Raw genomic sequence first — 20,762 nt, 5'->3', positions numbered from 1 at the left:
GGGCGCGAGCGGTTACGCTCCGGTGGGAGGCGATGGCGCCGCAATGTCGTCTTCGTCGGCCTCGTCGTACTCCGGTGAACGGCCGCCATTGGGCAGCTTGCTCTGTTCCCGCTCAACTTTCTCGGTTTCCGTCTCTCCAGCCGGGTTGTCCTCGGTGGCGATCTTCGAGCCGTCCTCCCGATACTCGCCGTGCTTCGTCGTTTTGCTGATCTCGGACATTGAGGCCTCCTCTTGTTGCAGAATGAGGAAAGGTTCGGAACAGGCTCCGGTTCCGTTCGCTTCGAGACTGTGATGTTCCGCGTGACGGCCATCTGCCGGCTGCGGTTTGGCGCGTGCTACTTTGGAACTTGCAGTCTGCCGGGCGATCTTGTCGAGCATCATCGCTCGCCCTGTGGTCTCTTAGGCGATCTTGCTTCTCCTGAGCAGCGAGAGCGAAGTGGCGATGAACTGCCGAAGCTTCGGAAGCATCCGCTCCTCGTCGATCCCTTTGACGCAATCGGCTGCCCCTGCGAATCCAGCCGGTTCAAGACGGCATCACGGGACCCACATCTTGCATTCCGTGTGCGGGAACCAGCCGAAGGCACCGGAAAGCCCTTGGAAATCAAAGGAACCAGCTTAGGACATGATGCAACATGACAAAGGCAGATTTGAACCTGATAGGTTGCTTTTGGTGGTGAGCGCGCCGGGGCTCGAACCCGGGACCTACAGATTAAAAGTCCGTTGCTCTACCAACTGAGCTACGCGCTCGACCGGCGAGAGGGCCTTGGCCGGCTCGCGAAATCGGGCGGACCATAGAAAGGGGGCCGGGGGCGGTCAACCGCAAATCGGCCATGGTCCCAGAAAAGCCGAAGAGGGCGTGATTTGCAGTTTGGGCGGGTTCGTGGCACGGCCGGCCGTGGTGGGCCTGTCCCGCCCGGGCGGCGACCGGCGCGGAGCCGCGGGGCAGGCACCAGTCGGGTCCGACCGCCGCCGACTGTCGCCCCAAGGCGCGTTTTCCGGGTCAAGCATCCCGGCTGGAAGGAAAAGCTGCGTGATCGAGGATCTCTCCTATCCGACGGCCGTTCTCGCCGGAGCGCTCTCCTTCCTGTCGCCCTGCGTCCTGCCGCTGGTGCCGCCCTATCTCTGCTACATGGCCGGCGTCTCGGTCGAGGAGCTGAGGGCGGGGCCGCAGATGCGCGCGCTCCAGATGCAAGGGGGCGGGGTGCCGGCGGGCGGCGCGACGGCGGGGGCAGGGGCGGCGGGCCGGCTCGGCAGCCACGGCTATCTCAGGGTGCTCGCCACGGCGCTCGTCTTCGTCCTCGGCTTTTCCACCGTCTTCGTGGCGCTCGGCGCCGGGGCCAGTTCCATCGGGCAGATGCTGCGGCAGAATCTCGACTGGCTGGGGCTTGTCGCGGGGCTCGCCATCATCGTCATGGGCCTCAACTTCCTCGGCGTCTTCCGCATCGCCTTCCTGTCCGGCGAAGCCCGCTTCCGGGCGCCCGACAGACCGCGCAGCGTTCTCGGCGCCTATCTCATGGGCCTCGCCTTCGCCTTCGGCTGGACGCCCTGCATCGGGCCGGTCCTCGGCGCCATTCTGGGCCTCGCCGGCACGCACGACACGGTCGGCGAGGGCGCGTTTATGCTCGGCCTCTATTCCGCCGGCCTCGGCATTCCCTTTCTCCTCGCCGCCGCCTTTTCCGGCGTGTTTCTGCGCCTGATCGGCCGTTTCCGAAAGCATTTCGGCCTGGTCGAGAAGGCAATGGGCGCCCTTCTGGTCCTCACCGGCATCCTCTTCCTCACCGGCGGCATGCAGACGGTGTCCTTCTGGCTGCTGGAGACCTTTCCGGCGCTGATGAATGTCGAGGCGATCGCCACCTGAGACGGCGATTCACCGATTGCTCAGCTTCCTCTGCTAATTTCAGCGGACCATCCGAACGGAACCCGACGATGAACCGTACATGCCTTTCCATCATCCTCGCGGCCGGCGAAGGCACGCGGATGAAATCCACGCGAGCCAAGGTGCTGCACGAGGTGGCGGGCCTTGCCATGGTCTGCCATGTCGCGGAGACGGCCGCCGCGGCGGGCTCGACGCGCACGGCGCTGGTCATCGGCCGCGATGCCGACGCGGTGGCGGCCGCCGTCGGCGGCGCCGTTGCCGGGCTGTCGGCGCATGTCCAGACGGAGCGGCTCGGCACCGGCCATGCCGTGCTGGCGGCGCGGGACGCGATCGCGGAAGGCTTCGACGACATCCTCGTCCTTTTCGGCGACACGCCGCTGGTCCGGCCGGAAACGCTCGCGCGCGCGCGAGAGACGTTGGCCGCCGGCGCGGCGCTGTGCGTCGTCGGCTTCCGGACCGCGACGCCGCAGGGTTACGGCCGGCTGATCGAGGAGAACGGCGAGCTGCTCGCGATCCGCGAGGAGCGCGATGCCAGCGAGGTCGAGCGCCGGATCGAGTTCTGCAATGGCGGCGTCATGGCGCTGCGCGGCGACATTGCGCTCGACCTTCTCCAGGCGATCGGCAATGCCAATGCCAAGGGCGAATACTACCTGACCGACGCCGTGGAGATCGCCCGCGCCCGCGGCGAGAGCGTCCGCGCGATCGAGGCGGACGCGGACGAGGTGCTGGGCGTCAACACGCGCGTCGAGCTCGCCGCCGTCGAGACCATCTGGCAGCAGCGCCGCCGGCGCGAAATGATGCTCCAGGGCGTCTCGATGATCGCGCCCGAGACGGTGTTCTTTTCGCACGACACCGAAATCGCCGCCGAGGTGCTGCTGGAGCCCAACGTGGTTTTCGGTCCGGGCGTCTCGATCGGCACGGGCAGCGTCGTCCATGCGTTCTCGCACCTCGAGGGCGCGCGGATCGGCGAGGACGTCGCCATCGGCCCCTTCGCCCGGCTGCGGCCCGGAACCCGGCTCGCCGAGGGCGCCAAGGTCGGCAATTTCTGCGAGGTGAAGAATGCCGAGGTCGGCGCGGGCGCCAAGATCAACCATCTCAGCTATATCGGCGACGCCTCGGTCGGCGCGGCCGCCAATATCGGCGCGGGCACGATCACCTGCAACTACGACGGCGCGCTGAAACACCATACGGCCATCGGCGCCAACGCCTTCATCGGCTCGAACTCGGCCCTCGTCGCGCCGGTGAGCATCGGTGCCAGCGCCTATGTCGGCAGCGGCAGCGTCATCACCGAGGACGTGCCGGACGATGCGCTGGCCATCGGCCGGGCGCGCCAGGTGACCAAGCCCGGCCGCGGCCGAGAGATCGCCGAGCGCAATGCCGCCGCCAAGGCCGCGCGCGGCAAGCCTTCCGCCTGACGTAAAGGCCTTCGACGAAGAGCTCGGCGGGGCCCCTGTGTCACGGCCGGCAACGAAGAGTGTCTGGACGCCGGCCGGCATCGATTGCAAAGCCAGTTCGACCGGGCCGGACGCAGCCCGACCCAACCGAGGAGACGTGGAATGTGTGGCATCATCGGGATCGTCAGCGGTCAGCCGGTCGCCGACAGACTGGTCGACTCGCTGAAGCGGCTGGAATATCGCGGCTATGATTCCGCCGGGATCGCCACCCTCTCGGACGCCGGCCTCGACCGGCGCCGGGCCGAGGGCAAGCTCGTCAATCTGGAGACGCTGTTGAAGACCGAGCCGCTCGGCGGCACGATCGGCATCGGCCATACCCGCTGGGCGACGCATGGTGCGCCGACGGTGCGCAACGCCCATCCGCACGCGACGCCCCGCGTCGCCGTCGTCCACAACGGCATCATCGAGAATTTCCGCGAACTGCGCACCTCGCTCGAGGCGGATGGCTACGTCTTCGAGAGCGAGACCGACACCGAGACCATCGCCCTCATCGTCACCCGTGCCCTCGACCGGGGCGCCGAGCCGGTGGAGGCGGTCCGCCAGATCCTGCCGCAGCTGGAAGGCGCCTTTGCGCTCGCCTTCGTCTTCTCCGGTGAGGAGAATCTGATCGTCGGTGCACGCCGCGGCTCGCCGCTCGCCGTCGGCATCGGCAAGGGCGAGATGTTCCTCGGCTCCGATGCCATCGCCCTGTCGCCCTTCACCGACGCCGTGCGCTATCTCGAGGACGGCGACTTCGTCGTCCTCGACCGCAGCCAGGCGAAAATCTACGACGTCGACGGTTTGGCGGTGGAACGGCCGGTCCGGCGCTCGGTCGGCAAGGCCTTCTATGTCGACAAGGGCAACCACCGCCATTTCATGCAGAAGGAGATCTACGAGCAGCCGGAAGTGATCGGCCACACGCTCGGCTCCTTCGTCGACATGACCACGGGGCGCACCCGCGTGCCGAACGGCCAGTCGCTCGATTTCAAAGACATCAAGCGCATGGCAATCTCCGCCTGCGGCACCGGCTACCTCGCCGGCCTCACCGGCCGCTACTACTTCGAGCGGCATGCACGGATCGCCTGCGACATCGATGTCGCCTCGGAGTTCCGCTACCGCGAGAGCCCGCTTGGCGATGTCGACCTCGCGCTATTCGTCTCGCAATCGGGCGAGACCGCCGACACGCTGGCCTCGCTGCGCTACGCGAAGTCGATGGGGCTGAAGACGGCCTCGGTCGTCAACGTCCAGGAATCGACCATCGCCCGCGAGTCCGACGTCGTCCTGCCGACGTTGGCCGGGCCCGAGATCGGGGTGGCCTCGACGAAAGCCTTCACCTGCCAGCTGATGGCGCTCGCGGCCCTGTCGATCCGCGCCGGCGTCGACCGCGGCGTGATCTCGCCGGACGAGGAACTGGCGATGACGCGGGCGCTGGCCGAAGGGCCGCGCATGGTGGCCGAGGCGTTCAAGCTGGAGGGCCAGATCGAGATTCTGGCGCGCGAGCTCGCGACCTATCGCCATGCGCTCTATCTCGGCCGCGGCCTCAGCTATCCCCTTGCCCTGGAAGGCGCCCTGAAACTTAAGGAAATCAGCTACATCCACGCGGAAGGTTATGCAGCGGGCGAACTGAAGCACGGGCCGATCGCGCTGATCGACGAGACCATGCCTGTGATCGTCGTGGCACCGCACGACCGGATGTTCGAAAAGACGGTGTCGAACATGCAGGAGGTCGCCGCGCGCGGCGGCCGCATCATCCTGATCACCGACGAGAAGGGCGCCCGTGCCGGCGCCGTGAGCGCCATGGAGACGCTGATCCTGCCGGATATGCCGGAGATCCTGACCCCCATCGCCTTTGCCGTTCCGCTGCAGATGCTGGCCTACCACACCGCCGTGCACATGGGCACGGATGTCGACCAGCCGCGCAATCTCGCCAAGTCCGTGACGGTGGAGTGACCGGGGCTCAAAAACCAGCATCGGTAAAGGCTTGATGACATTCGTTGCGACAATGGTTGCATGCCGACCGCCGGCCCGACCGGGATCGGCTCGATGACGGTGTTCGCGAATTTCGGCCTCGTCTGGCGCCGGCGCGCGGCGACCGGCATCGGCGCCGTGGTGCTGGGCCTCATCGCGCTGGGACTGGCGGAACTCGCCGACGGGGCCCAGGACAGCTTCGAGGCGCTGGTCGCCGTCGCCCCCTATGCGCCGCTGCTCATGACGCCGGCCTGCTTCGGGGCCATCGCCTGGGCGACCTTGAGCTGGGCGCCGGCCGCGCGGGGCTCGGGCATTCCGCAGGTGATCGTCAACGCGCACAATCCGGATGCGCCGGGCAACGCCGCGCTGACGAGCCTGAGGACGGCGGCGATCAAGTTCGTCCTGACCCTGGCCGCGCTGCTCGTCGGCGGCTCGGTGGGTCGCGAGGGGCCGACGGTCCAGATCAGCGCCGCAATCATGCAGGCGACCCACCGCCTGTTCAGGATTCCGTTGACGGCCGCCGTGACCATCGCCGGCGGCGCCGCGGGCGTCTCGGCCGCCTTCAACACGCCGCTCGCCGGCGTCGCCTTCGCCATCGAGGAACTGGCCTCCGCCTATGAGCAGCGCCTGGCGGTCCTCGTCATGGCCGCCGTGATGATCTCGGGTCTCGTCAGCCTCGGCATCGCCGGGGACTACCTCTATTTCGGGGCCATGCACGATGTGCTGACGCTGCGCGCCGACCTCCTCGTCTGCCCCGTCGCGGGCATTCTCGGCGGGCTCTGCGGCGGACTGTTCTCGCGCGCGGTCTTGGCCGTCGGGAGCTCCGGCTGGGGGCCGTTGGTGATCCTGCGCCGCCATCCCGTCCTCTGCGCCCTGGCCTGCGGCCTCGGCGTCGCGATGATCGGCGTGATGAGCTACGGCACGACCTGGGGTACCGGCTACGCTGCCGCCCGCTCGCTGATCGAGGGCGAGAGCCAGCCGCTCTGGTTCGGCCCGGCCAAGCTGGTCGCGACGCTGCTGACGACCGTCAGCGGCATTCCCGGCGGCATTTTCGCGCCCTCACTCGCGGCAGGCGCCGGCATGGGCAATGTCATTGCCTGGCTGTTTCCGCTGCAGCCGGCGGCCGCGGTCGTGACCCTCGGCATGATCGCCTATTTCGTCGGGGTCGTCAGGGCGCCGCTGACCGCCGTCCTGATCGTCTCGGAGATGACGGACAGCCGCGCCATGATCCTGCCGCTGTTCGCCACGGCCCTCATTGCCGACGGCGTTTCGGCACTGGTCTGCCGCGAGCGGCTCTATCACGGTCTCGCCAAGACCTTTCGCGAGAAGAACGCCGAGGCGGCGAGGGATACCCCGCTGTCGCCAGGATGACGTCTCAAGCTCCCGCACACATGACCGTGAATCGTCTCCGTCCGGCCCGATTTCGCCCCTGTTCGGCGAGAAGCGTGCCATGCTGCTCTCGCGTCTCGTCGCAATGCGGCGCAGATTGCTGCATTGCAATGACGGCTTCAGATCTGGACGGACGATGACACGGCTGAGAAACTACTTCCTCACGGGCTTCGTGATCTGCGCGCCGCTGGCGATCACGGCCTGGCTGACCTGGTCCTTCGTCGTGTGGGTCGACAGCTGGGTGAAGCCCTACATTCCCGGCGCGTACAATCCCGACAACTACCTGTTCTTCCGCGTTCCGGGCTTCGGCCTCGTCGTCGCGCTGGTGCTGATCACGCTGATCGGCTTCCTGACCGCCAGCCTGATCGGCAAGACCGTCGTCGGCTGGGGCGAACGCGCGCTCGGGCGCATGCCGCTGGTGCGGACGCTCTACACCGCGCTGAAGCAGATCTTCGAGACGGTGTTCGCCTCCCAGTCGAACTCCTTCAAGACGGCGGCGCTGATCGAATATCCGCGCCGCGGGATCTGGTCGATCGTGCTCATCGCGACGACCGCGCGCGGCGAGATCGCCTCGCTGTTCGAGGCGGATGGCACCGAGATGCTGGCGGTCTTCCTGCCGCCGACGCCCAACCCGACCTCCGGCTTCCTGCTCTACGTGCCGCGCCAGGACGTGAAAATCCTGAACATGAAGGTCGAGGACGCCATGAAGCTCGTCATCTCCGCCGGGATCGTCGGCCCGGAGGGCGAGCAGTCGGTGACCCAGGCCGAGGCCTCACGGATCGCGGAGGGACGGCTCGCGCCGCAGCCGGAAGAGATCGCCTGACGGGGTACTGCAAGGCCGGGTGCTGGCGTATTGCGTCGCCGTTCACCGTATGGGAGCGAGCCGAGGAAGGCCGCATCGACAGCCACCACGCGGCGTGAGATGACATCGGCACCGCGGCCGATACGGCCGGGAATTCCGGAAAGACACTCCATGCGTTTCTTGCCTCGCGCCGCGCTCACCACCGCCTTCGTCCTCGGTTTCCAGCCGCTGGCGCACGCCGACAGCTACACCGCCATCAGCAACACGGCGATGAGCATCACGGGCGACATCGAGATGGACGATTTCAGCATCACCTTCGCCAACGGCACGAGCATGGAATTGTCCGACCTCGTCGCCGACCATTTCGTCGTCGACGGCCGCAACGTCCCCGCCTCGGTCTACCGCGTCGCCGATCCCGCCGATCCCGAACTGGAAAACGGCAACACGCTCTGCGGCAATGGCGCCGTCACCTACATGGCAAGCTGGGGCACAGGCCGCGACATGACGCTGGCCGTGTTCACCGGCGACGAGGCTCCCGAGAGCGATGCGGAGATGTGTGCGTCCTATTCCTACGAGATCATCGGCTGAACAGCGCGGCTTTGCGGCCTGGCGCTTTCGCATCGGAGGCCCGCGTCCGCGCGGAGCACTGACGCCGGCCGTGTCGGCGGCCGCAGTCTCGGCTTTCAGCCCGCGCGCAGGAGCCGGATCGCGTCGTCCCGCCCGAACAGATAGAGCAGCGTGCGCAGCGCCTCGCCGCGCGGCGTCTCGAGTTCGGGGTCGCGGGTGAGAACGAGGCGGGCATCGTCGCGCGCGGTCTCCAGGAGATCGCCGTGGACCTCGACCCGGGCGACGCGAAAGCCGGGCAGGCCGGATTGTTTTGTGCCGAGCAGGTCGCCTTCGCCGCGCAGCTTCAAATCCTCCTCGGCGATGCGAAAGCCGTCCTCCGTCTCGCGCATCACCGCGATGCGCGCCTTCGCCGTCTCGCCGAGGGGCGCGCGGTAGAGGAGGACGCAGGACGAGGGCTTGGACCCGCGCCCGACGCGGCCACGCAGCTGGTGCAGCTGCGACAGGCCAAAACGCTCGGCGTGCTCGATGACGATGATGGTGGCGTCCGGCACGTCGACGCCGACCTCGATCACCGTGGTGGCGACGATGATGCGGGTGCGGCCGGACTTGAAGTCGGCCATGGCGGCGTCCTTCTCCTCGCCGGTCATGCGCCCGTGCACGAGGCCGACGCGGTCGCCAAAGATGCCGGCGAGCTGGCGGTGGCGCTCCTCGGCCGCCATCAGGTCGCTCTTTTCCGATTCCTCGACGAGCGGGCAGACCCAATAAAGCTTGTCGCCGTCGTCCATCGCCTTGCCGGCGCGGGCCACGATCTCGGACAGGCGCTCCATCGGCACGGCGACGGTGGTGATCGGCTTGCGCCCGGCCGGCTTGCCCTGGAGTTTCGAGACGTCCATGTCGCCGAAGGCGGCGAGCACCAGCGTGCGCGGGATCGGTGTCGCGGTCATCACCAGAAGATCGGGCGTCCGGCCCTTGGCCGTCAGGCTGAGGCGCTGGTGGACGCCGAAACGGTGCTGCTCGTCGACGACGACGAGGCCGAGGTCGTGATACTCGACCGCGTCCTGGAACAGCGCATGGGTGCCGACGACGATGTCGGTGCGCCCCTCGGCGATCGCCGCGAGCTTTTCCGTCCGCGTGCGACCAGTGTCGCGGCCGGTGAGGAGGGTCATGTGCAGACCCGCGGCCTCCGCATAGGCGGCAAGGCCCTGCGCATGCTGGCGGGCGAGAATTTCCGTCGGCGCGAGCAGCGCCGATTGCGCGCCGGCCTCGGCGGCGCGCGCCATAGCCATCAGCGCCACCACCGTCTTGCCGGCACCGACATCTCCCTGGAGGAGGCGCAGCATGCGCTCGCCATCGGCCATGTCGGCCTCGATCTCCGCGATGGCCTGGGCCTGGCCCTCGGTCAGCGTGAAGGGCAGGGCGGCGATGACGCGTTTCGTCCGGCTGCCGTCGCCCTTCAGCGGCCGGCCACGCGCCTTCTTCACCTTCTGGCGCGCCAGTGCCAGCGCCAGCTGGCCGGCCAGGAACTCGTCATAGGCGAGCCGCCGCCAGGGCGCGCCGAGCGGGTCGATCGCCAGCGCGTCCTCCGGCGCGTGGAGGCGGTCCAGCGCCGTCTTGAACGGGGGAAACGAGTGCTTGGCGACGATGGCCGGATCGATCCATTCGGCCAGCACGGGCACTTCGGCGAGGCTCGCCGCGATCGCCTTGCGCAGGACCTTGGCCGACAGGCCGGCGGTGAGCGGATAGACCGGCTCGACCAGCGGCAGCGTCTCGGCCTCTTCGAGGCTGCAGACGAAGTCGGGATGGACCATCTGCGGCCGGCCGTTGAACCACTCGACCCGGCCCGAAACGACCATGGTTTCGCCCACCGGCAGCAGCTTTTCCATCCAGCCGGACTGGGCGCGGAAATAGGTGAGGGCGATCTCGCCGGTCTCGTCCTGCGCGAACACCCGGTAGGGCATGGTCGAGGCGCGGCCCGGCGCCTGGTGGCGATCGATGCGCACGGTGAGGGTGACGATCCCGCCCTCCGGCGCCATCGCGATCTCGCCGCGCTGGCGCCGGTCGACGACGCTGGAGGGCAAGTGCAGCAGAAGGTCGCGCACCCGAAGAGCGGCGTCCGAACCCGAAGGCAGGAGCAGCGTCTTCAGCAGGCCGGCAAGCTTCGGCCCGACGCCGTCGAGCGTGGTCACCGGGGCGAAGAGGGGATCGAGAAGCGAGGGGCGCATGCGCGGCAGGTTTATAGGCTCTTGCCGCGGTGACAAGGGCGGCCATGGAGGCGGCTCATCAAATCGGACAATGGGCTGACACTGCCGAACGCTCCCTATATACGGAGCACAATCCCAGCATCGGATATGTCATGTCAGGCACGCGCCGCTCCTCCACCGATCTCGACGTCCGCCGCAGGCGCGCCCTGTTCCGCTCCTGGCACCGCGGCATGCGCGAGATGGACCTCGTCTTCGGCCGATTCGCCGACGCCGAGATTTCGGACCTCAGCGACAGCGAACTCAGCGATTTCGAGCTGCTGCTGGATGCCATCGACCGCGATGTCTTCATGTGGCTGACCGACGAAATCGCCGTGCCCCAAGCTTTCGACACGCCGCTCTATCGCCGCATCAAGGGCTTCTGCGCCGTCGACGGAGCGGTCGCGCGATGAAGAACCAGGAGCGCCTGGCAAAGGCCCTCGGCGGCGGCCACGGCCTGTCGATCGGCAATGTGCTCGACGGCTACGAGCCCTTCCTGCTCGCCGAGATCGCCCGGCAGCGGGCGCCGAAGAAGCCGCTGATCTTCGTCATGCGCAACGGCAACCGCATGGCCGAGCTCGAGGACGCGCTCCGCTTCGTCGCGCCCGACCTGCCGGTCATCTCGCTGCCCGCCTGGGACTGCCTGCCCTACGACCGCGTCGGCCCCTCCGCCGATGCCGCGGCCATGCGCCTCTCGGCGATGACGGCGCTCGGCAATCTGCGCGCCGAACCGCACCGCGCGCTGATCCTCACCACCGCCAATGCCCTACTGCAGAAAATGCCGCCGGCGCAGGTGCTGGCCGACGAGACGATCTCGGCCAAGGCGAGCGGCCGCATCGCCATGGACCACATCGTCAAGGTGCTGCAGCGCGGCGGCTTCGAGCGTGTGGCCACCGTGCGCGAGCGCGGCGAATTCGCCGTGCGCGGCGGCATTCTCGACCTGTTCGCGCCGAGCGACGAGGAGCCGATCCGGCTCGACTTCTTCGGCGACACGCTGGAATCAATCCGGACCTTCGATCCCGCCACCCAGCGCACCACCGCCCAGCGCAAGAGTTTTGAGCTCGCCCCCGTCAGCGAAGTGTCGCTGAAGGACGAGACGATCAGCCGCTTCCGCACCAACTACCTCAAGCGTTTCGGCGCGCCGCTGCGCAATGACGGTCTTTATGCTGCGATCAGCGAGGGGCGCCGATTCTCCGGCATGGAGCACTGGCTGCCGCTGTTCTACGAAAAGCTGGACACGCTCTTCGACTACTGCGCCGGCTTCCCCATCGTCCTCGACCATCTCGTGCTGGAGGCCGTGGCCGAGCGCCGCAAGACCATCCAGGACCATTACGAGAGCCGCAAGCGGGGCGCGGGCGAGGGGACGAGCGAGGCGGTCCCGTACCACCCGGTCGATCCGGACGAGCTTTACCTTTCAGAGGACGAGCTGATCGGCGGCATCGCCAGCGCCGATCCGGTGCGGCTGTCGGCCTTCGCGCTGCCCGATACCGGCGGGCGCGACACGGTGAACCTCGACGTCAGCCGCGGCCGCAATTTCTCCGCCGAGCGCGCGGCGGGCGACGTCAACGTCTTCGAGCGCGCCGTCGAGCATATCTCGACGCTCCGGGCGAATGGCCTGAAGGTGATCCTCGCCGCCTGGTCGGAGGGCACGCGCGAGCGCCTGGTGCAGGTCGTCGAGGAACACGGTCTCGGGGGCCTCAAGGCGGTCGAGAGCTTCAAGCAGGCGCTGGAGGCGCCGAAGAACCTCGTCGCCACGGCCGTGCTCGGCATCGAGGCCGGTTTCGAGACCGACCGCATCGCCGTCATCGCCGAACAGGACATCCTCGGCGACCGACTGGTGCGAAGAGCCCGCCGCAAGAAGCGCGGCGCCGATTTCATCGCCGAGGTTTCCGGCCTCGACGAGAACGACATCGTCGTCCATGTCGATCACGGCATCGGCCGCTTCGTCGGCCTGCGCTCGATCCAGGCCGCCGGCGCCCCGCACGACTGCCTGGAAATCCGCTACGCCGGCGACGACCGCCTGTTCCTGCCGGTCGAGAACATCGAGCTCCTCTCGCGCTATGGCGGCGAGGGCTCGGAGACCATTCTCGACAAGCTCGGCGGCGGCGCCTGGCAGGCGCGCAAGGCCAAGCTGAAGAAGCGGCTGCTCGACATGGCCGGCGGCCTCATTCGCATCGCCGCCGAGCGCCAGACCCGCGGCGCGCCGAAACTCCTGCCGCCCGAAGGCCTGTCCGGCGAGTTCGCCGCGCGCTTTCCCTATGAGGAGACCGAGGACCAGCAGAGCGCCATCGACGCCGTCGCCGACGATCTCGCGCTCGGCCGTCCGATGGACCGCCTCGTCTGCGGCGATGTCGGCTTCGGCAAGACGGAAGTGGCGCTGCGCGCCGCCTTCACCGCCGCGATGAACGGCCTGCAGGTGGCCGTGGTGGTGCCGACGACGCTGCTCGCCCGCCAGCATTTCAAGACCTTCTCCGAGCGCTTCCACGGCCTGCCGCTGAACGTCGCCCAGGCCTCGCGCCTCGTCACGGCGAAGGATCTCGCGGCGACAAAAAAGGGCCTCACCGACGGGACGATCGACATCGTCGTCGGCACCCACGCGCTGCTTGGCAAGGGCGTCACCTTCAAGAACATCGGCCTTCTCATCATCGACGAGGAGCAGCACTTTGGCGTCCGCCACAAGGAGCGGCTGAAGGAGCTGAAGAGCGACGTCCACGTGCTGACGCTGTCGGCGACGCCGATTCCGCGGACGCTGCAGCTGGCGCTGACCGGCGTGCGCGAACTGTCGCTGATCACCACGGCGCCGGTCGACCGCATGGCCGTGCGCACCTTCATCACGCCATTCGACCCGCTGGTGGTGCGCGAGACGCTGCTGCGCGAGCGCTACCGCGGCGGCCAGAGCTTTTACGTCGTTCCGCGCCTCGCCGACCTCAAGGGGATCCACGACTTCCTGTCCGAGCACGTGCCGGAGCTGAAGGTTGCGGTCGCCCATGGCCAGATGGGGGCGGGCGAGCTCGAGGACATCATGAACGCCTTCTACGAGGGCCAGTATGACGTGCTGCTGTCGACGACGATCGTCGAATCCGGCCTCGACATCCCCTCGGCCAACACGATGATCGTCCACCGCGCCGACATGTTCGGCCTCGCCCAGCTCTACCAGCTGCGCGGCCGTGTCGGCCGCTCGAAGCTGCGCGCCTATGCGCTGATGACGATTCCCGCCAACAAGACGCTGACCGCCCAGGCCGACCGCCGGCTGAAGGTGCTGCAGTCGCTGGATACGCTCGGCGCCGGTTTCCAGCTCGCCAGCCACGACCTAGACCAGCGCGGCGCTGGCAACCTCCTCGGCGACGAGCAGAGCGGCCACGTCAAGGAAGTCGGATTCGAGCTCTACCAGCAGATGCTGGAGGAGGCCGTGGCCGAGATGAAGGGCGAGCCGGACGTCGGCGACGGCCAGTGGTCGCCGATGATCAGCCTCGGCAGCGCCGTGATGATCCCGGAAACCTACGTCCCCGACCTGCAGCTGCGCATGAGCCTCTACCGGCGCCTTGCCGATCTCTCCGACATCCGCGAGATCGACGCTTTCGGCGCCGAGATGATCGATCGTTTCGGCCCGCTGCCGGACGAGGTCGAGCACCTTCTGAAGGTCGTCTACATCAAGGCACTGTGCCGACGCGCCAATATCGAAAAGCTCGATGCAGGCCCGAAGGGCCTCGTCGTGCAGTTCCGCGACAAGACTTTTGCCAACCCGATCGCGCTGGTGCGCTACATCTCGGAGCAGGGCGCGGCGGCCAAAATCCGGCCGGACCAGTCGATCGTGCTCATGCGCGACTGGACGGAGCCGGCCAAGCGCCTCGCCGGCGCCGCGACCATCGCCACGCAGCTCGCGCGTTTTGCCGAGGAGGCGGTGAAGAAGGCGGCGTGAGGGGCGACGACCATCCGGCCCGGGCCGATGGCCGGCGCGGCCTGACAGCGGCCGCTGCACGCCGGTGATCGGGCAGGGCGCCTACGGGCGCCGTTCCCGGAAATCGGGTTGCGGGCCCGCCGCGATTCGCCTCTGCTGTCCTCCGCCGATCGGGGCCGATGCGAGGGGACAGCGGATGCGGAAACCACAATCGGTTCAGGCGCTGACCGACTTCGGCCGGACGCGGCTGTCGAAGACCTTCTTCATGCGCGACTTCCTGTATTCCGACATCGCGACGATTCACCGCCTCGCCAACCTGCCGGACGACCCCGACCTCGCGATCGCCGCCGGTACGCGGCTCTGCGAGGATCTTCTCGAACCGTTGCAGGACGTCTTCGGCCGGCTGGCGGTGCGCTCCTCCTACCGCTCGGTGGAGGTCAACGGTTTTGGCTGCGCGCAGCAGCGAGCGGGCAAGGCGGGCTACAACTGCGCCGCCAACGACGTTGCGGGCCACATCTGGGATCGGCGCGATGCAGATGGCTGCATGGGTGCGACCGCCTGCGTTGTCGTCCCGGCTTTCTGGGACCGCTTCCAGGCACCGGGTGATTGGCAGCGGCTCGCCTGGTGGATTCACGACCATCTACCCTATGCGTCAATGCAGTTCTTCCCGCGCTACTTCGCCTTCAATCTCTCGTGGCACGAGCGTCCTGTCCGGCGGATCGACAGTTTCGTCGCGCCGAAGGGCTGCCTGACGAAGCCCGGCATGGCGAACCATGGCGGCAGCCACGAAGAGGTCTGGCGGGGGATCGTGTAACGCAGCGGCGTCAGGACCATTTTCTTCTCCCCATGGGGGAGAAGGTGGCCCGAAGGGCCGGATGAGGGGGCCGACGCGTCAGGACGACCGCCGACGGCGCTCCCCTCATCCCGCTGCCGCGACCTTCTCCCCAGAGGGGAGAAGAAGCTTGTCGCCCACGTCGACGATCGAGATCCTGCGAGCGAAGGCGTCAGGACCATTTTCTTCCACCCGGGAGAAGAAGCCAGTATCCACCGACGGCTACTCGCTCGTCGACTCGCGCCAGAACGAAGGCAGGTAATACCCCGTCAGTGGCGTCACCTCGGGATGTTTGATGAAACTCCAGCGGGCGAGCCACTGGTCGGGGATGTAGAACAGCGGCACGATGTACTGGCCGGAGATCAGCACGCGGTCGTAAGCACGCACGGCTGCGACAAAATCCTCACGGCTGCGGGCCTGCGTCATCGCGTCGATCAGCGCGTCGATCGCCGGCTCCGCCGTGCCGGCGAAGTTGAACGATCCGTTGGCGTCGCGCGCGCCCGAGCCCCAGCGGCCGCGCTGTTCGGCACCCGGCGACAGCGAGGAGGTGAAGGACGACATCAGCATGTCGTAGTCGAACCCCTGCTTGCGCAGCTGATACTGCGCGTCATCGACCTGCCGGATGTTGACGCCGACGCCGATGCGCGAGAGCGTGCCGGCAAAGCCCTGCGCGATCCGCGCCTGGTCGGCGTTCTGGGCGAGGATCTCGAAGGCGAGCGGCTGGCCACCCGGGCCGACCATCTTGCCGCCGGCAAAGCTGTAGCCGGCTTGCTTCAGCTGCTCGACGGCCTGCCGCAACAAGCGGCGATCGCTGCCCGAACCATCGCTGACCGCGGGACGCCATGTGCCCGCCATCACCTCGGGCGTGACCGCGTCGGGGAAGGGGGCCAGCAGCGCCTTTTCCGCTTCGCTCGCGGGCTTGCCGACGCTGGACAGCTCGGAGTTCTCGAAGAAGCTCGTCACCCGCTTGTAGGCGCCAAAATAGAGGTTCTTGTTGGCCCATTCGAAATCGAAGAGGAGGCCGAGCGCCGACCGAACCGCCCGGTCCTGGAACACCGGCCGCCGCGTGTTGAAGAAGAAGCCGTAGGTCCCCGCGGGCTTGCCGGTCTGGAACGTCTCCTTGACCACCCGCCCGTCCCGGACTGCCGGGAAATCGTAAGCCGACTGCCAATGGCGCGGGCTGCCCTCGGGGAAGACGTAGTAGAGGCCCTTCTGGAAGGCCTCGAACTGCGCGCTGGCGTCGCGGAAATATTCGATCACGATCCTGTCGTAGTTGTCGACGCCGCGCTTCACCGGCAGATCCCGGGCCCAGTAATCGGGGTTGCGGCGATAGGTGATGCGCTGGCCGGGCTCGACCTTGTCGATGACATAGGGGCCGGAGCCGATCAGCGGCTCGAGCGTGGTGCGTTCGAAGGTCGCGCGGTCGAAGCCGTGTTCGGGCAACACCGGCAGACCGGCCAAGAGCAGCGGCAGCTCGCGGTCGGCCTTGTCGTTGAAGGTGAAGCGCACGCCGCGTTCGCCGACCTTCTCGATCCGGTCCACCTTCTGCAGCCAGGCGGTGTATTGCGGCCGGACGATGCCGATCTGCTTCATCATGTCGGTGGTGAAGAGAACGTCCTCCACCGTCACCGGTCTGCCGTCGGAAAATTTCGCGCGGGGGTCCAGGGTGAACTCGACGAAGGTGCGGGCGTCGTCCGTCTCGACGCTCTCGGCCAGAAGACCATAGAGCGTGAAGGGCTCGTCCGGGCTGCGCTGCATCAGCGGCTCGAAGACCAGATTGCCGTATTCCGGATCCGCCCAGATGCCGCGCGCCGTGGTCGTCGCGCCGCGCACGATGATCGGGCTGAGATTGTCGAAGGTGCCGAACACGCCGTAGTGCATCGTCCCGCCCTGCGGCGCGTCCGGATTGACGAAGGGAAAATGTGGGAAGTCGGCCGGCAGCTTCGGCTCGCCCTGCATGGCGATGCCATGCATCGGCGCCGCCAGCGCGGACAAGGCTGCCGTGCCGAGGGCCGTGAAGGCCAATAATGCGGTGGCAAGGGTCGGCACGAGCATCCGAAAGGCCATGGGACGTGATTTCTCCGGTAGAGGGTCGCGCGGATTCTTATCGGCTTCGCATGGCTTTGCCTACCGCGTGCCGGTCGTCGGACGCGAGCGCCAAAGCCTTCAAACGGCCGTATTTGCGAAAGAGCACCACACGGTCTAAGGAACCGTCAGCACGCTTGAGATAGACGCCCGAGAGGAAGCACGACCCGTGAAGATCCGTTTGCACAACGCCCCCGTCCAAGCGCTCGCCGCCGGGGCCATCGCTCTGGCGATGCTCGGCGCGGGGATGACCGCCGCCGCCGCCCAGGCCGCCGCACCTGCCGCACCTGCCGCTCCCGCGGCGGCTGCAGGCGGCTCCGCGCCGCAGTGGTTCAAGGTCTGCACCAAGCAGGGCGACAACGACATCTGCAACACCCAGTTCACGCTGATCGCCGACACGCGTCAGCTGGTGACCGCGATCAACCTCATCGACGTCAAGGGCAAGGTCAACCAGCGCGTCCTGCAGGTCGTCGTCCCCACCGGCCGCGTCATTCCGGCCGGCGTCCAGATGCAGGTCGACCAGAGCGCGCCGCAGGGCATGAACTATTCCGTCTGCTTCCCCGACCGCTGCATCGCCGAGGCCCAGCTGACCGACGCGATCATCGCCGGCATGAAGAAGGGCAATGGCCTGACCGTGACGTCGATCAATTTCCAGCGTCAGCCCAACCCGATCAAGATCACCTTGTCGGGGTTCAGCAAGGCCTATGACGGCCCGCCCGTCGCCCAGCCGGAACTGGCGCAGCGCCAGCAGGAGCTGAACGACGCGCTGAAGCAGCAGGCCGAGGCCCGCCGCAAGAAGTTCGAAGAGGCGCAGGCCGCCGCCAAGAGCGCACCGGCACAGTAATCCGATCTCAATGCAAAACGGCGGCTCCTCGGAGCCGCCGTTTTGCTGTCGGCCATCCCAGCCTTTCGGGTCAGTGACGATGCGCGCCCTTGATGCGGTAGGCGCCGTCGATCGGCCCGTCGAACATCTCGTTCACCTGGGGATGTCGGACCGGCGTGTCGGTGTCGTCGGGCAGAAGGTTCTGCTCGGAGACATAGGCGACATATTCGGTCTCGGCGTTCTCGGCGAAGAGGTGGTAGAAGGGCTGGTCCTTGCGCGGACGGACTTCCTCGGGGATGGACTGGTACCATTCCTCGGTATTGCCGAATTGCGGATCGACGTCGAAGATCACGCCGCGGAAGGGGAAGAACCGGTGCCGGACGACTTGACCGATGAAAAAACGAGCTGTCTGCATGGCGGCCTTCATGGGTCTGTTAATTCGGCCCGGCCGATGCCGCTGAAATCAGGCACCGGTCCCGGGCTGCCTTGTCTACCACCAATGTCGTGTACTGCCGGATAATCATTGTGGTGGGCAATATGCAAACATCGGGCCAGATCGGCGCTGTCGGCAAGCGCGCCGTCGGCCCTTCGAAAACCCGCTCGGCGGCTTCCTCGTTCCCCGCGCGGACGGGACCGCGCAGCGCCGGATGCCGGCCTTGATCGCCATCCTCGGGCTGATCTTCCCCTATTTCGCCCTGATCGGACTTGGCTACGGCACCGGCCGGGCAACGCCGCGCCCGATCGAGGGGCTCGCCTGGCTGCAGGTCTTCGTCGTCTATCTCGCTTTGCCGGCGATGTTCTTCCAGCTCCTGTCGAAGACGCCTGTCGAACGGCTCGCCAATCCCGCCTTCATCACTGCGACGACGCTCGCCACCTTCGCCATCTTCCTCACGATCTTCTCCGCCGGCTATGCGCGAACGCGCGGCGACGTCCCCGCGTCGACGATCCAGGGACTGGCGGCGGCCTACGGCAATATCGGCTACATGGGTCCGGGGCTGGCCATCGCGGCTTTCGGGCCGGAGGCGACCGTACCCGTGGCGCTGATCTTCTGCTTCGACAACACGCTGCATTTCGTGCTGGCGCCGCTGTGCATGGCCCTGGGTGGGCGATCCGGCCGCTCCGTGCCGGCGATGATGGCCGAGGTGCTGACCCGCATCTTCACCCATCCCTTCATCCTCGCGACCATCGTCGGGATCGGCGCGGCGCTCCTCGGCCTGCATCTGCCGGCGCCGATCGACCGGCTGCTGACCCTGCTCGCGAGCGCTGCCGCGCCCTGCGCGCTGTTCGCCATGGGGGTGACGCTGGCGCTGCGTCCGCTGAAGCGGGTGCCGCCCGAACTCGGCTACATCGTGCCGGCCAAGCTCGTCCTGCACCCGATCGTCGTCTATCTCTTCCTGGCCTTCGCCGGACCGTTTGATCCGGTCTGGGTGAAGGTCGCGGTGCTGCTTGCCTGCCTGCCGGTGGCGACCAATGTCTTCGTCATCGCGCAGCAATACGGGGTCTGGGTCGAGCGGGCCTCGGCCGCGGTCCTCGTCACCACCCTCGCGTCCGTCGTGACGGTGACGCTGGCGCTCTACCTGATGTCGTCAGGCGTTCTCCCCGCCGATCCCTTCGCGCACTGAGCGCGCGATGCCCTTGAATCCGGCGCCGGGCGAGACGCCTTCGCGCATGGCGAAGCGACGCAGGAAGGGCAGGGCCGCCAGCGCCGACAGGCCGGCCGCCCGCGCCGCCTGGGTCGGCAGGAGTCCGGCGAGCAGGGACCGGTTGAGCAGGTCGACGCCGACGCTGCGCGACATCACGTCGCCGCGCCGCGCCGCCTCGTAGGCCGACAGGACGGACGGACGGCCGGGATCGTCGCGACCGTCTTCCGCGGCCGAGATGATCGCCTCGGCGTCGCGCAGGCCGAGATTGAGGCCCTGCGCGCCGATCGGGGGAAACACATGCGCCGCCTCGCCGACCAGGGCGACGCGCGGCGCGGTCAGGCGCGCGGCGCTGGCGCCCTTTAGCGGAAAGCTCTGCACCGGGCCGTCCAGCGTTACCGCACCGAGGATCGAATGCAGGCGTTCCTCGATCATCCTCTCCAGCCGTTCCGGCTTCAGATCGACGATCAGGTCGGCCGTCTCTGGCGTCTCGACCCAGACCAGCGACGAACGGCGACCGGGCAGGGGAACCTGGGTGAAGGGACCGGTGGTCCGGTGGAATTCCGTCGAGATGCCGCCGTGATCGCGCCGATGCGCGAAGTTGAGGACGATGGCCGTCTGCGGATAGGCCCAGGCGCGGCAGGCGATGTCAGACCGCTCGCGCACCAACGAGTTGCGCCCGTCGGCGCCGACGACGAGACAGGCGGTGAGGGTCGTGCCGTCGCCGAGATGCAGCACGGCCTCGTCCGCGGCAATGCGGAGATCGTCCACCGCCTGGTCGACGATGCGCAGCCGGCTGTCCAGGGCCCGCGCCCGCTCCGTCAGCGCCTGCATCAGATCCGCGTTCAGCACGTTGAAGCCAAAGGCGGCCAGGCCGATTTCGGCGGCGTCGAAGGAGAGGGTCGGGGCGCGCAGGAGCCGGCCGGTGTCGTCGATGATCCGCATCACGGCCAGCGGTTCGGCCACGGCGCGAACCGCCGCGAACACGCCCAGTTCTTCCAGGAAGGCCACGGACGGCCCGATCAGCGCGGTGGAGCGCCTGTCCTCGCGCGTGGGAGTGGGCGCCACCAGCACGGTATCGAAGCCGGCCGCTGCAAAGCCGATCGCCGTGGCGTAACCGGAAAGCCCCCCGCCGACGACGGCAATCTCGCTCCTCAGATGTCCCATACTGTTCCCTTTCCGTGACCCAGGCCAAAGAAGCGGCGCCCGATG

At 67.7% G+C, this 20,762-nt stretch carries 16 protein-coding genes and 1 tRNA gene; 11 read left to right on the top strand and 6 right to left on the bottom strand.

From position 1 onward, the window contains the following. Positions 1 to 12: 12 nt before the first annotated feature. Together IEX88_RS14865 and IEX88_RS14860 are read right to left on the bottom strand one after the other, a co-directional pair. Positions 13 to 378, bottom strand: coding sequence for a hypothetical protein (locus IEX88_RS14865; RefSeq protein ID WP_188852044.1), 366 nt, complete (start codon positions 376 to 378; stop codon positions 13 to 15). Positions 379 to 671: 293 nt separating this feature from the next. After that, positions 672 to 747: transfer RNA gene (locus IEX88_RS14860), tRNA-Lys, on the bottom strand. A gap of 283 nt (positions 748 to 1,030) precedes the next feature. On the opposite strand from IEX88_RS14860, the gene IEX88_RS14855 reads away from it, so the two are divergent. The 6 genes from IEX88_RS14855 (at position 1,031) to IEX88_RS14830 (ending at position 8,056) form a co-directional block, all read left to right on the top strand. After that, positions 1,031 to 1,858, top strand: a complete 828-nt coding sequence (locus IEX88_RS14855; protein WP_373289596.1) for a cytochrome c biogenesis CcdA family protein — start codon at positions 1,031 to 1,033, stop codon at positions 1,856 to 1,858. Positions 1,859 to 1,926: 68 nt separating this feature from the next. After that, positions 1,927 to 3,291, top strand: coding sequence for a bifunctional UDP-N-acetylglucosamine diphosphorylase/glucosamine-1-phosphate N-acetyltransferase GlmU (glmU, locus tag IEX88_RS14850; RefSeq protein WP_188852042.1), 1,365 nt, complete (start codon positions 1,927 to 1,929; stop codon positions 3,289 to 3,291). A gap of 141 nt (positions 3,292 to 3,432) precedes the next feature. Next, positions 3,433 to 5,259 carry a glutamine--fructose-6-phosphate transaminase (isomerizing) gene (gene glmS, locus IEX88_RS14845; protein ID WP_188852040.1) on the top strand — a complete coding sequence of 609 codons (1,827 nt, stop codon included), beginning with the start codon at positions 3,433 to 3,435 and terminating at the stop codon, positions 5,257 to 5,259. A gap of 60 nt (positions 5,260 to 5,319) precedes the next feature. Then, the gene (locus tag IEX88_RS14840; RefSeq protein WP_188852038.1) at positions 5,320 to 6,648 is read left to right on the top strand and encodes a chloride channel protein; all 1,329 of its coding nucleotides are present in this window, start codon (positions 5,320 to 5,322) and stop codon (positions 6,646 to 6,648) included. A gap of 154 nt (positions 6,649 to 6,802) precedes the next feature. Beyond that, positions 6,803 to 7,489 (top strand): DUF502 domain-containing protein, encoded by a 687-nt coding sequence (locus IEX88_RS14835; RefSeq protein ID WP_188852036.1) that lies wholly within the window; start codon positions 6,803 to 6,805, stop codon positions 7,487 to 7,489. 150 nt (positions 7,490 to 7,639) lie between these two features. Then, positions 7,640 to 8,056, top strand: a complete 417-nt coding sequence (locus IEX88_RS14830) for a hypothetical protein (RefSeq protein WP_244640208.1) — start codon at positions 7,640 to 7,642, stop codon at positions 8,054 to 8,056. A gap of 95 nt (positions 8,057 to 8,151) precedes the next feature. On the opposite strand, the gene recG is transcribed toward IEX88_RS14830, so the two are convergent. Further along, a complete protein-coding gene (gene recG, locus IEX88_RS14825; protein WP_188852034.1) occupies positions 8,152 to 10,257 on the bottom strand; it encodes an ATP-dependent DNA helicase RecG in 2,106 nt (701 codons plus the stop codon). Positions 10,258 to 10,388: 131 nt separating this feature from the next. Between recG and IEX88_RS14820 the strand changes: the two genes are divergently transcribed. The 3 genes from IEX88_RS14820 to IEX88_RS14810 all read left to right on the top strand — a co-directional run bounded on the left by IEX88_RS14820 (position 10,389) and on the right by IEX88_RS14810 (position 14,984). Next, entirely contained in the window at positions 10,389 to 10,685 is a 297-nt protein-coding gene (locus IEX88_RS14820) for an FAD assembly factor SdhE (protein ID WP_188852032.1), read from the top strand. Continuing rightward, positions 10,682 to 14,191, top strand: coding sequence for a transcription-repair coupling factor (gene mfd / locus IEX88_RS14815; protein WP_188852030.1), 3,510 nt, complete (start codon positions 10,682 to 10,684; stop codon positions 14,189 to 14,191). Before IEX88_RS14820 ends, mfd begins: the two co-directional genes overlap by 4 nt. Positions 14,192 to 14,366: 175 nt before the next feature. Continuing rightward, the gene (locus tag IEX88_RS14810) at positions 14,367 to 14,984 is read left to right on the top strand and encodes a hypothetical protein (RefSeq protein ID WP_188852027.1); all 618 of its coding nucleotides are present in this window, start codon (positions 14,367 to 14,369) and stop codon (positions 14,982 to 14,984) included. A 240-nt stretch (positions 14,985 to 15,224) separates the two neighbouring features. Here the strand turns inward: IEX88_RS14810 and IEX88_RS14805 are convergent, their stop codons facing one another. Next, entirely contained in the window at positions 15,225 to 17,069 is a 1,845-nt protein-coding gene (locus IEX88_RS14805) for an extracellular solute-binding protein (RefSeq protein ID WP_244640207.1), read from the bottom strand. 250 nt (positions 17,070 to 17,319) lie between these two features. Between IEX88_RS14805 and IEX88_RS14800 the strand changes: the two genes are divergently transcribed. Continuing rightward, positions 17,320 to 17,931: an invasion associated locus B family protein gene (locus IEX88_RS14800; protein WP_188852439.1), complete on the top strand. Its 612-nt coding sequence runs from the start codon at positions 17,320 to 17,322 to the stop codon at positions 17,929 to 17,931. A gap of 70 nt (positions 17,932 to 18,001) precedes the next feature. Here the strand turns inward: IEX88_RS14800 and hspQ are convergent, their stop codons facing one another. Further along, positions 18,002 to 18,325, bottom strand: a complete 324-nt coding sequence (gene hspQ, locus IEX88_RS14795) for a heat shock protein HspQ (RefSeq protein ID WP_188852024.1) — start codon at positions 18,323 to 18,325, stop codon at positions 18,002 to 18,004. 241 nt (positions 18,326 to 18,566) lie between these two features. On the opposite strand from hspQ, the gene IEX88_RS14790 reads away from it, so the two are divergent. Beyond that, positions 18,567 to 19,532, top strand: coding sequence for an AEC family transporter (locus IEX88_RS14790; protein ID WP_188852022.1), 966 nt, complete (start codon positions 18,567 to 18,569; stop codon positions 19,530 to 19,532). On the opposite strand, the gene IEX88_RS14785 is transcribed toward IEX88_RS14790, so the two are convergent. Then, positions 19,497 to 20,717 carry a UbiH/UbiF family hydroxylase gene (locus IEX88_RS14785; RefSeq protein ID WP_188852020.1) on the bottom strand — a complete coding sequence of 407 codons (1,221 nt, stop codon included), beginning with the start codon at positions 20,715 to 20,717 and terminating at the stop codon, positions 19,497 to 19,499. The genes IEX88_RS14790 and IEX88_RS14785 overlap by 36 nt on opposite strands. Positions 20,718 to 20,762: the final 45 nt, after the last annotated feature.

This window comes from Aureimonas glaciei, assembly GCF_014643375.1.
GTDB lineage: Bacteria > Pseudomonadota > Alphaproteobacteria > Rhizobiales > Rhizobiaceae > Plantimonas > Plantimonas glaciei.
Note: the sequence above shows the minus strand (reverse complement) of the source record. Positions and strands in the feature narration are given on the sequence as shown.